This window comes from Streptomyces sp. NPDC058637 (assembly GCF_042717325.1).
Lineage (GTDB): Bacteria > Actinomycetota > Actinomycetes > Streptomycetales > Streptomycetaceae > Streptomyces.
The window spans coordinates 1-13,295 of record NZ_JBHXRD010000047.1 but is presented as its reverse complement, the minus strand read 5'-3'; the positions used below and the strand labels follow the sequence as shown (position 1 = coordinate 13,295).

At 73.0% G+C, this 13,295-nt stretch carries 13 protein-coding genes; 9 read left to right on the top strand and 4 right to left on the bottom strand.

Annotated features, from left to right (window positions below; genetic code table 11):
* The first annotated feature begins 126 nt into the window (after positions 1 to 126).
* Together ACFWVP_RS32210 and ACFWVP_RS32205 are read left to right on the top strand one after the other, a co-directional pair.
* Positions 127 to 1,017, top strand: coding sequence for a glycoside hydrolase family 19 protein (locus tag ACFWVP_RS32210; RefSeq protein WP_384501522.1), 891 nt, complete (start codon positions 127 to 129; stop codon positions 1,015 to 1,017).
* Positions 1,018 to 1,114: 97 nt separating this feature from the next.
* A complete protein-coding gene (locus ACFWVP_RS32205) occupies positions 1,115 to 1,651 on the top strand; it encodes a hypothetical protein (protein WP_384501521.1) in 537 nt (178 codons plus the stop codon).
* Positions 1,652 to 1,683: 32 nt separating this feature from the next.
* Here ACFWVP_RS32205 and dnaN read toward each other — a convergent pair whose 3' ends face one another.
* The 3 genes from dnaN to ACFWVP_RS32190 all read right to left on the bottom strand — a co-directional run bounded on the left by dnaN (position 1,684) and on the right by ACFWVP_RS32190 (position 5,790).
* Positions 1,684 to 2,802 (bottom strand): DNA polymerase III subunit beta, encoded by a 1,119-nt coding sequence (gene dnaN / locus ACFWVP_RS32200; protein ID WP_384501520.1) that lies wholly within the window; start codon positions 2,800 to 2,802, stop codon positions 1,684 to 1,686.
* Positions 2,803 to 2,886: 84 nt separating this feature from the next.
* Entirely contained in the window at positions 2,887 to 4,659 is a 1,773-nt protein-coding gene (locus ACFWVP_RS32195; RefSeq protein ID WP_384501519.1) for a serine/threonine-protein kinase, read from the bottom strand.
* 405 nt (positions 4,660 to 5,064) lie between these two features.
* Positions 5,065 to 5,790 (bottom strand): 4'-phosphopantetheinyl transferase family protein, encoded by a 726-nt coding sequence (locus ACFWVP_RS32190; protein WP_384501518.1) that lies wholly within the window; start codon positions 5,788 to 5,790, stop codon positions 5,065 to 5,067.
* Between the two features lie 463 nt (positions 5,791 to 6,253).
* Between ACFWVP_RS32190 and ACFWVP_RS32185 the strand changes: the two genes are divergently transcribed.
* From ACFWVP_RS32185 to ACFWVP_RS32165, 5 genes are all read left to right on the top strand, one after another.
* Positions 6,254 to 6,991, top strand: a complete 738-nt coding sequence (locus ACFWVP_RS32185; RefSeq protein ID WP_384501517.1) for a hypothetical protein — start codon at positions 6,254 to 6,256, stop codon at positions 6,989 to 6,991.
* 53 nt (positions 6,992 to 7,044) lie between these two features.
* On the top strand, positions 7,045 to 7,944 hold the full coding sequence (locus ACFWVP_RS32180) for a LuxR family transcriptional regulator (protein ID WP_384501516.1): 900 nt from the start codon (positions 7,045 to 7,047) through the stop codon (positions 7,942 to 7,944).
* A 155-nt stretch (positions 7,945 to 8,099) separates the two neighbouring features.
* Positions 8,100 to 8,531 carry a hypothetical protein gene (locus ACFWVP_RS32175; RefSeq protein ID WP_384501515.1) on the top strand — a complete coding sequence of 144 codons (432 nt, stop codon included), beginning with the start codon at positions 8,100 to 8,102 and terminating at the stop codon, positions 8,529 to 8,531.
* Between the two features lie 29 nt (positions 8,532 to 8,560).
* A complete protein-coding gene (locus ACFWVP_RS32170) occupies positions 8,561 to 9,271 on the top strand; it encodes an IclR family transcriptional regulator (RefSeq protein WP_384501553.1) in 711 nt (236 codons plus the stop codon).
* Entirely contained in the window at positions 9,268 to 11,280 is a 2,013-nt protein-coding gene (locus ACFWVP_RS32165; RefSeq protein ID WP_384501514.1) for a BTAD domain-containing putative transcriptional regulator, read from the top strand. The genes ACFWVP_RS32170 and ACFWVP_RS32165 overlap by 4 nt, the downstream gene beginning before the upstream one ends.
* Positions 11,281 to 11,295: 15 nt before the next feature.
* Here ACFWVP_RS32165 and ACFWVP_RS32160 read toward each other — a convergent pair whose 3' ends face one another.
* Entirely contained in the window at positions 11,296 to 11,532 is a 237-nt protein-coding gene (locus ACFWVP_RS32160) for a hypothetical protein (protein WP_384501513.1), read from the bottom strand.
* A gap of 358 nt (positions 11,533 to 11,890) precedes the next feature.
* On the opposite strand from ACFWVP_RS32160, the gene ACFWVP_RS32155 reads away from it, so the two are divergent.
* Together ACFWVP_RS32155 and ACFWVP_RS32150 are read left to right on the top strand one after the other, a co-directional pair.
* Positions 11,891 to 12,934 (top strand): polyprenyl synthetase family protein, encoded by a 1,044-nt coding sequence (locus ACFWVP_RS32155; protein ID WP_384501512.1) that lies wholly within the window; start codon positions 11,891 to 11,893, stop codon positions 12,932 to 12,934.
* Between the two features lie 32 nt (positions 12,935 to 12,966).
* On the top strand, positions 12,967 to 13,295 hold a 329-nt coding region (locus tag ACFWVP_RS32150), incomplete at its 3' end, for a carboxyl transferase domain-containing protein (RefSeq protein ID WP_384501511.1).

Below are 13,295 nucleotides of genomic sequence, written 5' to 3'. Positions count from 1 at the left end.
GAAGCGGACGGCAGGAAGCCGGATTCTGGTCTAGACCTTGACAGGTCCAGACCATCGACGGTTGAGTGGTCGTACCCCCCATGGCGGCGCGCGCTCACGCGGGCGCCGCGTCGAAGGAGTGATCACGTGGTCAAACGTGTCATGAGCCTGATCACCGCGCTGGGCGCGGTCGTCGCGATGCTCGTCTTCCTCCCCGCCACCACCGCCTCGGCGGCCGCGTGCGCCCCGGCCTGGAGCTCCTCCGCCGTCTACTGGGGCGGCGGCGCGGCCTCGTACAACGGGCACAACTGGTCCGCGAAGTGGTGGACGCAGAACGAGGCCCCGGGCTCGGCCGACGTCTGGGCCGATCAGGGCAGCTGCGGTTCCGGCGGCACGGACCCGGGGCAGCCCGACCCCTCGGGCTTCGTCGTCAGCCAGTCCCAGTTCAACCAGATGTTCCCGAACCGGAACTCGTTCTACACCTACAGCGGTCTCACCGCGGCCCTGAGCGCCTACCCCGGCTTCGCCAAGACCGGCAGCGACACGGTCAAGAAGCAGGAGGCGGCGGCGTTCCTCGCCAACGTCAACCACGAGACCGGTGGTCTGGTGCACATCGTGGAGCAGAACACCGCCAACTACCCGCACTACTGCGACCGCAGCCAGTCCTACGGCTGCCCGGCCGGTCAGGCCGCCTACTACGGCCGCGGTCCGATCCAGCTCAGCTGGAACTTCAACTACAAGGCCGCAGGTGAAGCGCTCGGCATCGACCTGCTGGGCAACCCCTGGCAGGTGGAGCAGAACGCGTCCGTGGCCTGGAAGACCGGGCTCTGGTACTGGAACACCCAGTCCGGCCCCGGCACCATGACGCCCCACAACGCCATGGTCAACGGTGCCGGATTCGGCGAGACCATCCGCTCGATCAACGGCAGCATCGAGTGCAACGGCGGCAACCCCGCCCAGGTCCAGAGCCGCATCGACAAGTACAGGGCCTTCGTCCAGATCCTCGGCACCACGCCCGGCTCGAACCTGAGCTGCTGAACTCGGCCCCACCCCGAGGGACGGGGGGCGTACCCGGCTCCGGCCGGTACGCCCCCCGATTCGTCCGCCGGGAACGGCGGTTGACAGGATCACGCTCATGACCACCGACGACAGCGCCCCACCGCCCGCCGGCGCCGAGGGCGGGCTCGCCCGGATCGACGGGCTCCTCGCCCTGCCCTTCCCCGCCGGGGAGGAGAGCGAGGACAGCGGCGTACACAGCAGTGGTCCCGGACACCATCTGCTGATCCTGCGGGCGAGCCAGGACTTCTGGGACGACCGGTCCCCGGAGCGTGTCGAACCGGCCGAGCAGGAGATCGAGGACGAGTTCAGCGCCCTGGCGACCGCGTTGACCGAGCGCTGGGGCGAGCCCGAGACCGTCGACCTCTGGCCGTACCTGGAGGGGAGCCAGGAGGGCGCACCCGCCCCCGAACCGATGGGCCGGCTCTGCAACCTGGCGGGCAGCATGCAGGTCTGGCGGCCGCCCCCGGGCGGGCCGGACGCGCCTCACCCGCCTCACGCGCCGGGGTCCCGGGCCGGTGGCCGGTGGATCGGGCTGGCCGTGGGGCAGGCGGACCCCGAATTCCCCATCTGGCTGCTCGCCGCCGTCGGGGAGACGGCGATCCTGCCCGGATGAGGCCGGCCGGGGTGGGCGTACCCCGGGCTCCGTCAGAGCAGCGCCGGCTTCACGGACATCAGCAGATGCTGGTGCGCGGGGGCGTCCGCGTCCTCCCCGCCCGTGATCATGGCGCGCTGGCCCGGCCCCATCAGGCTCATCCGGACCGTCGGATCCTCGAAGGAGGACAGGGCGTCCATGAGGTACGCGGGGTTGAACGCCACCGTCATCTCCTCGGCGCCCTCCCACACGGCCGGCAGCCGCTGGGAGGCGATGTCGTCCTCGTAGCCCGCCTGCAGCAGCACCGAGGCGTCGGGGCCGGGGGAGAAGGTCAGCTGCAGCGGACTGCCGCCGTCCGCCACCACGGAGACACGCTTGACGGCCTCCACCAACCGGGCCCTGTCCAGCACCGCGGCCGTGGGGCCCGCCAGTGCGAACAGCTTGTCGTGGCGCGGCAGCCGGCCGTCCAGGAGGCGCACCGTCGTGCGCGTCCCGGCGTGCTCGAAGCCTGCCGAGCCCGCGTCCAGGGCGACACTGACCGCACCCGAGCGGCCCAACGAGCGCGCGATCTCGGACAGCCGGCGGGCCGACACCACGACATCGGCCGTCGCGTCGGGCACCGCCGCCCGCCAGGGCAGGGAGCGCACCGCGAAGCGGTACCGGTCGGTGGCCGCCAGCGTCATCGTGGAGCCGTCGAGCGCGATGCGGATCCCGGTGAGCGCGGGCAGGGTGTCGTCCCGCCCCGCGGCCACCGTGACATGGGCGACCGCAGCGGCGAACTCCGCGGCGTCCACCACCCCGCGGACCTCCGGCAGCGGCGGCAGCGCGGGGTAGTCGTCGAGCGGGAGCACCGAGAGCCCGAACCGGGCGCCGTCCCCGGACACCGTGAACCGGGAGCCCTCCACCGCGCACTCCACGGGCCCCTCGGGCAGCACCTTGCAGATGTCGAGCAGCCGGCGCCCCATGACGAGCACCTTCCCGGACCGGGCGGTGTGCGCCTCCACCTCGACCCGGGCCGAGGCCTCGAAGTCCAGCCCGGACACCCGCAGTCGCCCGTCGGCCGCGTCGAGCAGCAGTCCGCCCAGTACGGGAACGGGGGACCTGGCCGGCAGCACCCGCGCGGCCCAGGCCACGGCGTCGGTCAGTGCGCCACGCTCCATACGGAATTCCACGGTGGGGGCCTCTCTCGTCCGGCGTACGACACGGTCGGGACGAGACGCTATGCGGCACCACTGACAGTCCCGGCGGCCGACGGGTCAGCCCGTCTTCGTGTACGTCAGGCTCTCGCCGGTGTCCGCGATCTCGCGGCGCAGGGTGCCGTCGGGCAGCAGGGTCAGGACGGTGGGCCTGCCCGGGGTGCACGACGACATCGGTTCGCCGACCGTGACCTCGGAGGAGCCGACGCGGACCGGGGAGCCGGGGGACGGCTCGGTCTCCAACGGTGCCTGGAACACGCAGTGGTACGAGCCCCCGGTGCCGAGCGGGCCGTCCGCCGTGAGGGACAGGACCGTGTCGCCCACCTCGCCCTGCTGGATGACGAGCCGTCGGGTGGACCGCCCGCCGCCGCCCTCGACGGCTGCCGACCAGGTGCCCAGATAGCCGTCGGGGACGACGCCCGTACCGCTCTTCCCGTAGGCGGACGGCCCGGAGCCCGGATCGGAGGGGGAACGGGACCCGGTCGGGGTCGGCGAGGCCGTGGTGTGCCCGTCGCCGTCCCCCATGAACGTGTAGACCGACCAGCCCGCGCCGATCGCGACGAGCACGGCGACCGCGACCAGCAGCACGGTCCAGCCCGCCGAGCGGCGGCGCCGCGGCGCGGGAGGAGGGACGGGGGCGGCGAATCGGGGCGGGCCGTACGGCGTGGTGGACCCGTAGCCGTACCCGTTGCCGTGCCCGTTGCCGAGCCCCGGGGCGGGATGCTGCCGCGGGTAGCCGTAGGACGGCGGCGGGGACTGCGGTGGGCCCGCCGGGGCGGGCCGCGCGTGCGGAGTGACCGGCGGCTGCCGGTGCGGACCCGGGGCGGGCGGGGTCAGCGGGGCGGCGGGGGTGTGCGCGGGCGCCGGGGACTGTCCGGACGGGGGCGGGTGCGGGCTCTCCTCCGGGTCCTCGGAATCCAGCAGCTCCACCGCGTGCCGGCCGAGCTGGGCGATCAGCGCACCGGGCAGCCAGGGCTCCGCCGACTCCGTCTCGCCCAGCCGCTCCAGGACGGCGTCCGTGGAGGGCCGCGCCTTTGGGTCCTTGGCCAGGCAGTCCCGGATCAGTTCGACCAGGTCCACGGGTACGCCGGTCAGATCCGGGTCCTCCTGCGCGATCCGGTACATCAGCGCGTGCACCCCGGTGTCCGCCACGCCGAACGGAAGCCGGCCGGTGGCCGCGTACGCCAGGACGGAGCCGAGGCAGAACACGTCGCACGCCGTCGTCACCCGCTCCCCGCGCACCTGCTCGGGTGCCATGAAGCCGGGCGATCCGATGAGCGCCCCGGTACGGGTGAGACCGCCGTCCGCGACCGTCTCCAGCGCGCGGGCGATGCCGAAGTCGATGACCCGAGGCCCGTCGATCGTCATCAGGACGTTGGACGGCTTCAGGTCACGGTGGATCAGTCCCGCCCCGTGGATGTCCTGAAGGGCGCCCGCGAGCCCGGCCGCCAGGATGCGTACGGAGCGCTCCGGGAGCGGACCGTACGCCCCCGACTCGGACACCGGGACGCCGGGACGGCCCGAGACGATCCGCTGGAGCGCCGGTCCGGCGACGTATCCCGTGGCCACCCACGGCACCGCGGCCTCCGTGTCGGCGTCGAGCACCGGCGCGGTCCAGGCACCTCCGACCCGGCGGGCTGCCAGGACCTCCGCACGGAAGCGGTCGCGGAACTGCTGCTCCGCCGCGAGCTCGGGCCGGACCAGCTTGATGGCGACGGTACGGCCGCGGTCGGAGCGGGCCAGGAACACCCTGCCCATCCCGCCCGCGCCGAGACGGCCCAGCAGGCGGTAGCCGCCGATGCGTTGCGGATCGCCGGAACCCAGCTGCTCCATGGTGTGCTTCCTCCCCCGTACGGCCGTGGCAGACCGTGCACGAGAATAGCGGCGGGCTCCCCGCCCCGGACCGAGGGCCGGACGGGAGCCGCGCCCCCGGTGCCCCCGTCGACGGAGCGGGCGCCCCGTCGACGGAGCGGGCGTCCGCCCGGCAGTGCCCGGACGGGCGATTCGTTATTCATTCGTGAGGCCGCGAGCGCACGCGCGCGTATTCCTCACGGCCCCCGGAGTTTCGCGCACGCCGGAGTGACGCGGCGATTATCCGCGTGAGGTGGGTGCTACCCACAAGTAGTAAAAGGATTCGCCGGGGCGTCGGTTTGTTGTCCGCGCGGGGAACACGGCATTGCGAGCAGGGGGACGTATAGCGGAATATCGGGTGGGGATTGTCGGTATTGTTCGAGCGGTTCAGTGCTGCCGAAGGCTGTTCACACCTATGGAGACGCTGTGTGGCAGTGCCACGGTTGCAGTCCAGTCCGCCGGCAACGGCAGAGCGCGCACGGCCCAGGCGTCCGGAGTGCCCGGGATGCCCGCCGTGACCCTGGCCGGGTCCGGGTGGTCCGGGTGGGTCTCGATGCCCGTCAGGTCCGTGGCCAGGCCGATGCCGATCGCCTTGAGCACCGCCTCCTTCCGTGTCCAGCAGCGCAGGAACGCCCTGCTCCGCTCGATGCCGGGCGGGGCGTTCCGGACGTGCAGGTGCTCGGCGGCGGTGAGCGCGACCCGCGCCATCGAATCGGTGTCCACGGCGCGTATCCGCTCGACGTCCACGCCGACCGGGACCCGGGCGACCGCGAGGAGGAAGCATCCGGAGGAGTGGGAGATGCTGATCCGGAAGGGGCTCGGAGGGCGGACGACGGCAGGTGGTCCATGCCTTTGGTCCCCGCAGCCGGGACAGGGCAGCCTTCCCAGCCCGATCTCCGTCGGTTCGACGTCGAGGAGATCCGAGAGCGCGCGCCGGGTGCCCGCGCGGCTCGCGGTGAACTCGGCCGCGAGGCGGGGGTGTTCGATGCGGCTCAGCCGGTCGCGCTCGCCGGCGTCCAGGAGGGACAGATCGGCCGGATCGGGGTTCTCCCCGGTCGACAGCCACCACCGGACGGCCGCGTCGGTCGCCGCGGGGGCGTGGAATTCGGTCATTGACGGAGGGTAGGCGGGGTCATCGCGTTGCAGAGACCGATGGCCGCTACCGGACAGCTTCGGCTCCGGTGGGTGACCACGCGATCACATACGGCAGAGTAAGCGGAATGTGAAGGGCTCGAATAGGTGGCCCGGATGCAGCTTGGTGACAAATTGGCTCCGCGGGATGGGGTCGGGACCGGCTGAGGGGGAAATCGCGGACCCGATCCGTCCGCTTGTTCCGGTCGGCCGTTGACTGGTTCACGTCCTAGATCTAATGTCTGGGAAAGTTGGGCGTTGGCGCGTTAGTGCCCAAGGGATACGTAATCGATTTATCTATCAACCTCTTTCGGCTCCGTGGAGCCTTTGGGGAATGAATCCAGCGCGGGTGATTGTTTCCCGGGCCGGTCGAATTAGTGGGTGAGGGAGCGGAATGGGTTCGGGGGTGACGGATGCGCCTGAGGGTGTGCGTGGTGTCGATTCCGTGGAGCGCGCGCTGCTGGAGGCGCGGGCACTGATCGAGTCCTCGGTCTCGATGCATCGCAGTCGGCCGGGCGGCGCGTCGCTGCTGGTGCGGGCGGACGACGGCTCGGTGGACAACGCCGTGAAGCGCGTCATGGCGGGTGCGAAGTACTCGGCCCATCTCGCGGTCAGCGGCAACTGGAAGCACTCGGCCGTGGTGATCAGGACGGTGGCCGGAGCCGTGGCGCCTTCGACGACGCCGAGGAGACGGGGCCAGCTCGCGGTGCGGCTGCTCGCGGCGGGCCGGGCGCTCGAACTGTCCGCCGACTCCCGGCAGGGGTTCGCAGAGACCTCGCTCGAAGTGCGTATGACGAACGGTGAGCTGCGTGAGGCACTGATCGTCGACGGCCGGACCGCTCTGGTCCAGTCCGGTGACGGATCGGGAGGCCGGCACGCGGCGGTCATCACCGACCCCGCGGCGGTCGGAGCACTCGATCTGCTGTTCGCGGGTGCCTGGGCCGTCGCCCGCCCGGTCGCCGACGAGCTCCTGCTGGACCGCAGTCTCCGCAGCGAACTGGCGTGCCGGATCCTCGAACAGCTTCGTGCGGGGCGCACCGACGACGTGGCCGCGCGGGAGATCGACGTGTCTCTGCGGACCTACCGGCGCCATGTCGCCGCGATCATGCGCGTACTCGGGGCGAACTCCCGTTTTCAGGCGGGGGTTCGCGCGGTGGAGCTGGGGTTGCTGGACCGGTGCTGATCCGTCAGCCCGTGCAGTGACACCCGCCGTTGATCAACGGGGGCAACAGGAAGATGACCAGGACGACACCTGCGACGGGCCCGGATGCGGGCGGCGGCGATCCGCGGAGGCCGAAGGGGACCGGCGAGGAGGCGGCCGGCCCGCCGGCCCGCGGTGGCGAAGGGCCGGACGAGGGACAGGACGCCATCGAGCAGGCACTGCTCCAGGTCCGCGCCCTGATCGAATCGACGGTGGAGCGGCATCGCAACAGGGTCTCGTGGGACCACCAGATCATCGCCGTGGACGGCCAGCGGGCGGAGGTGCTGAGCGAGGCCCGCAAGCTGGTGCTGCAGGCCCGGTCGACCATAGACGTGGTGCTCGCCTCGGGGCCGAGCTGCGGCGCCGAGGCGAAGGGGTCCCTGCGCGAACTGACCTACATGGTGCCCGACAGCGTCCGGCTGCGGCTGCTGTGCTCCCCGGCCATGATCGACGAGGACTTCGTGCGTGAGCAGCTCGCACTGGGCTCACCCATCGAGATCCGGGTGGCGCGGGTCCCACCCCTGCAGGCCGTGATCGTCGACGGATCGGTGTCGCTGGTCTCGGCCGAGTCGTCGACCGGTCGCCGCGCGTCGCTCATCAAGGTGCCCGACGTCATCAGCACGCTCCGCACCCTCTACGAAGGCGTGTGGCGCAACGCGGTGCCCGCCGCCGCGCGCATCACGTTCGGTGACCACTGCCGCACCGATCTCGCCCGGCAGATACTCGGAGCCCTGCGTGCGGGGGTCACCGACGAGGTGGCCGCACGGGAACTCATCGTGTCCGTACGCACCTACCGGCGGTACGTCGCGGAGGTCATGACGCTGCTCGACGCCAGCTCGCGCTTCCAGGCGGGCGTACGGGCCGCCGAGCTCGGCCTGCTCGGCGGGATCGAGGGTCCCAGGCAGCAGCCGGCGCCTCCCGCCGCGGAGGCCTGACGGGCAGGCGGCGCGGGTCGGTACTGGCAGCTTCCTGAAGTTGCCGTTGTCGGGCCGGGAAGCGGGCGGCTACAACTGGCTGCGTCGACCGGGTCCGCCTGCGCGCCCCGGCGCAGTACCGCCGAGAAGTACCGCCGACGCGAGGTGCGAACAGAATGAAGGCCGGCACGGGCGGCGGACGGTTCCGCCGCCGCAGGGCTGCGACCCGCCGCCGGGGCGTGACCCGCAGGGCCCCGCACCGCCTCACCCCCCGCCCCTCGCGCACGGACGACGAGACGCCGATCGCCGAGGTCGCCGGCACGGACAGGACCACTCCGGAGACCCCGGACGTGACGACTGCCGTGGTACCCCCGCTCCACGCAGGCCCCGGGAGCGGGGCCACCCGCCGTCGGCAAAGCGCCCGCCCGGCCCGCTGCCGCACCGGTGGACACGATTCACGGGCGGCCGGTGCGGGCCCGGCGGCGCGGGCCGACTTCGCTCCCGCCGGACCTGCCCGACGGGCGTTCGCCGGCGGCCACTTCTACCTCATCGCCCGGCGCGCCGATCCGACCGGTGCGCCGGCCGAGTCCCTGGAGGGTGTTCGATGACCACCTTGCCCTACCCCGACCTCGCCCCCCTGCCCCACGACAGCGGGGTCGGCGTGCTCAACAAGGCGTCACTGCTGCTGAGTGTGCTGGAGGACGGCCCGGCCTCGCTGTCCCGGATCGTCGTGGTCTCGGGGCTGACACGGCCCACCGCCCACCGGCTGGCCCAGGCGCTGGAGCGGCTCCGCCTCGTCACCCGTGACTCCCGGGGACGGTTCCAACTGGGACCACGACTTGGGGAGATGGCGGTCGTCGTGCACGGTGACCGCATGCTGGCCCTGGCCGGGACCGTGCTGCCGGAGCTGCGCGACCGGACCGGCGCCGGTGCCCGCCTGCACCGCCGCTGCGACGGCGGGCAGCTGTGCGTGGCCGGTGCGGAGGCCGCCACGGCGGAGAAGGACGCGGTGGCGGTGGGGACCGCCTTCACCCTGCGGTCCGGGGCGGTGGCCCAGGTGCTGCTCGCCTGGGAGGACCCCGAAGTGCTGTACGCGGGCGTCGCCCGGGCGCGTTTCACCGCCGCCGCGCTGACGCAGGTGCGCCGCCGCGGCTGGGCGCAGAGCACCGGCATCTGGGACACCGACGTCGTCACGCTGGCCGCTCCCGTGCGCGGGCCCGGCGGCCGGGTGGTCGCGGCGCTCTCCCTGTCGGGTCCGGCCTCGGTGCTGACCAGGGAGCCCGCGCGGGAGTTCGGCGGTGCCGTCATCGACGCGGCGCTGCGACTGGGCGAGGCGTCCGGCGGATGAGCTCCCCCCACCAGGACGTGGGGCGGCCCGTACTGACGCGGCAGCAGGAGTCCGTACCGCAGATGGAGTTCAGGATCCTCGGCCCGACGGAGATCTGGGCCCGCGGGGTCCGTATCCCGCTCACCGCCGCCAAGCAGCGCACGGTGCTCGCGGCGCTCCTCATCTCCCCGGGGCGGTTCGTCTCCGATCTGTGGCTCGCCGAACTGCTGTGGGGACCCACACCGCCCGCGACGAAGTCCGCGCAGCTCTACACCTACATCTCCCGGCTGCGGCGCAGCTGCGAGCCCGGCCTCAGGCTGGTGCGGAAACACCGTGGCTACGGCCTGGTCCTGGGCTCGTCCCGATTCGACTGGAAGACCTTCCAGCAGCTCGCCGAGCAGGGGCGCCAGTACCTCGCGCAGCGCCGTTACGCGGAGGCCGCGGCCAGTCTCGAACCCGCGCTGGGGCTGTGGCGAGGTCCCGCGCTGTCGGACGTCACGGAACTCCTGGCCAGGACCGAGCTCCCCCTGCTGGAGGAGGCACGGCTACGGGCGGTGGACCACCGCATGGAGGCGGTCCTCGCCCTGGGCCGACACGATGCCGCGCTCCCGGAGCTCACCCGGCTGGTGGCGGAGAACCCGGCCCGGGAGTCGCTGCGCGGACACCTGATGACCGCGCTGTACCGCTGCGACCGGCAGATGGACGCGCTGCGGGTGTACGAACAGGGCCGCCGGGTCCTCCAGGCGGAACTGGGTGTGGCCCCGGGGGCGGCGCTGCGCGCGCTGCACCGCGCGGTACTGCTGGAGGAACTGCCCGGTCCGGCCGGCGCCGAACCCCTGACCCTTACCGTGCGGCGCGCCGGGTCCGCCCCGCAGACACCCCTCGTGCCGGACGGCGTACCGCGGCGGGCCACACACAGTCCGTGGAACGGTCTGGTCCCCGCGATGCTGCCGACGGACACGGCCGGGTTCGTCGGACGTCGCTCCGAACTCGCTCGCGTCGTAGCGGAGTTGTGCGACAGCCGGAGTCCGTACCGGGGGGTCGTCCTGACCGGCGCGGCCGGGGTGGGCACCTCGGCCCTGGCCGTACGCGCGGGGCACGCCTGCCGTGACGACTTCCGGCAGGGCCAGCTCTACATCGATCTGCGCGACGAGGCGGGCCGCCCCAAGGACCCGCTGGACGTGCTCGGCAGCTTCCTGCGCGCGCTGATGTACGTACGGGCCGAGGACCTGCCCGCCACGCTGGACGAGCGCGTACAGCTCTACCGCAGCGCCCTGTCCCGTCGCCGGATCCTCGTGGTGCTCGACAACGCGTCCGACGAACGCCAGGTGCGGCCCCTGCTGGCGAGCGGATCCGGCTGCCGGGTGCTGATCAGCGGTGGCCGGCACCTCGTCTCCACGGAGGGCGTCAGGGCGGTGCGGGTCGGACGGCTCGACGACGCGGAGGCGCGGGAGCTGCTGTCCTCCCGTGTCGGCCAGGAGTGCCTCGACGCCGAACCGGGCGCCACCCGGCAGTTGTTGGAGCTCTGCGAGGGCCTGCCGCTGGCGCTGCGGTTCTGTGCGGCCCGGCTGGTCGCCCGCCCGCAGTGGCCGGTGAGCAGGCTGGTCGACAGGCTGGAGAACGGAGAGGTGCGGCCGGACGAGTGGGGGGAGGGGGTCCAGGAGCTGTGGACCGTGCTCAGGGCGGGCGTCATGCGGCTCGAACCGCCGCTGCGTCCGGTCCTGCGCACCCTGGCCCGGACGGAGCCGGGTGACTTCTCGCCCGCCGGCGCCGCGCAGCGGCTCAACTGGACGGAGGACCGGACGCGTGGGGCCCTGGACGCTCTGGTGGAGGGCGGGCTGCTGGAGCTCACCGCCGGAACGGCCCGGGGGAGCGCGGCGGCCGGCGAGGGCACGGAGGTGGGACCGGGCGGTATTCCGCCGCTCCCGGCGGGCGGCGGCCCGTCCGACGTGCCGGCGCAGGAGCGCTACCGGTGCACACCGCTGGTCCGGTTACTGGTGCGTGAGCGGCGTCCGTCGCAGCACTCCTGACCCGGCACGTCCCGGTCAGCCGGCCGAGGGACCGGGCGGGGGCGGCTGCACGTCGTTGATGAACGCCGCCAGCAACGCCGCCCAGCGCAGCCCCTGGTCGTCCGCGGCCCGGTCCTCCTCCGTGTACGCGATGTCCTCCTCCGGCCCGCACCCGTCGGGAGTGTCCTTCGGCGCACACCCGTGCCACTGCGCCCCGGTCCGTGCCGGGGCGTCCGGTACCTCGGCCGGATCCGGTGCGGCGTCCTCGCCCATGTGTCCCTCCTCCTCGAACCGCCCCTGCCGGGCGTCCGCTCCAGGGTTGGGTACATACCTATGCGTTTTCTATATTCCGCTTCCCGGGACGCACACCTGGGCGCCCGTGCCCCGTCCGCTGGCAGCTTCCTGAAGCGGGTATTGCCCGGCGCGGTGCGCGGGCAGTTCCATGGACGCGTCAGGCGCAGTGCTCGCCCCGATCGCGGAGCCTGCCTGTCCGGCGGGCGATCCCCCCCCCGTACCGCCGGGACGCCGGGGGTCCGGTCCCCGCGTGAGACCGGACCGTCGGGTCCACTGCGTGTCGTGCCCGCCGTGTACGTCCACGGCGCCGCGAGACCGCCGAGAAAAGGACGAGGACATGACTGTCACGGCCCTGCCCGGTTCCGAGCTGCTCGTACACATGGCCGCACACGACCCGTTGTTCCGGGAGCGGACGGCCCAGTCCCTGCTCGCCGTCGAGAAGCGCCTGCTGGACTGTGCGTCGGACGCCCCCGATCCACGCGTGGCCGAGCTCACGGGCCACATCGCGACGGCGGGAGGCAAACGGCTGCGGCCGCTGCTGGTACTGCTCGGCGCGGAGTTCGGGGAGTCCTGGCGGGACGGGGTCGTCGAGGCCGCCGTGATCGCCGAACTCGTCCACATCTCCTCCCTCTACCACGACGACGTGATGGACGGGGCGGAGCTGAGACACGGAGTGGTCAGCGCCAACGCCCTCTGGGGCGCGCGCCTGGCCGTGGCCGGCGGCAACTGGCTGCTGGCCCGCGCCGCCCGGCTCGCCGCCGAACTCGGCCCGGACATGGTGCGGTTCCAGGCCGATGTGGCGAGCGAGCTGGTCGTGGGCCAACTGCGCGAGATGACCGGGCCCGACGAGGGTGAGGACCCCGTCGCCCACTACTTCCAGGTCGCCTCGGGCAAGACGGCGGCCCTGCTCGCCATGGCGCTGGGGGCAGGCGCGCTCCGCGCGGGTGCCCCGGACGCGCACGGACGCGCCCTCATCGAGTACGGACGCCAGCTGGGCATCGCCTTCCAGATATCCGACGACCTCCTCGACCTCGTCGCGCCCGCCTCGCGCACCGGCAAGGAGCAGGGCGCGGACCTGGCCGCCGGGGCCCCCAGCCTGCCGGTGCTCCTGGCCGTCGCGGACGGGCGCCCGGCCGGTGCCGAGCTGCGGGAACTGCTGTCGGCCGGACCGCTGGAGGACCCGGCCGACCGCCGGCGCGCACTGCGACTGTTCGCGGTGTCGCCCGCCCCGGCGGGCGCCGAGGCCCATCTGCGCCACCGGCTCGACCTCGCCCGGGCAGCGCTGGACGTGCTGCCGCCGGGCCCGGCACGCCGGGCGCTGCACGCCCTGTGCGACTACGTCGACTCACGCGTCGCCCGCACGGTGGACGCGGGGCACTGACCGGACCAGCAGACACGACGAAGGGGTTGGACATGCCACCGGAAACACGGGGCGAACTGGCGGTGATCCGCGCCGAAGCGCTGCGCGGACCGAGCGACCGGGCGACCGAGGCGCAGCATGCCAAGGGCAAGCTGACCGCCCGGGAGCGCATCGATCTGCTGCTGGATCCGGATTCGTTCAAGGAGGTCGAGCAGCTGCGCCGGCACCGGGCGACCGGGTTCGGCCTGGAGGAGAAGAGGCCGTACACGGACGGTGTGATCACCGGCTGGGGGACGGTCGAGGGCCGCACGGTCTTCGTCTACGCGCACGACTTCCGGATCTTCGGCGGGGCGCTGGGCGAGGCCCATGCCACGAAGATCCA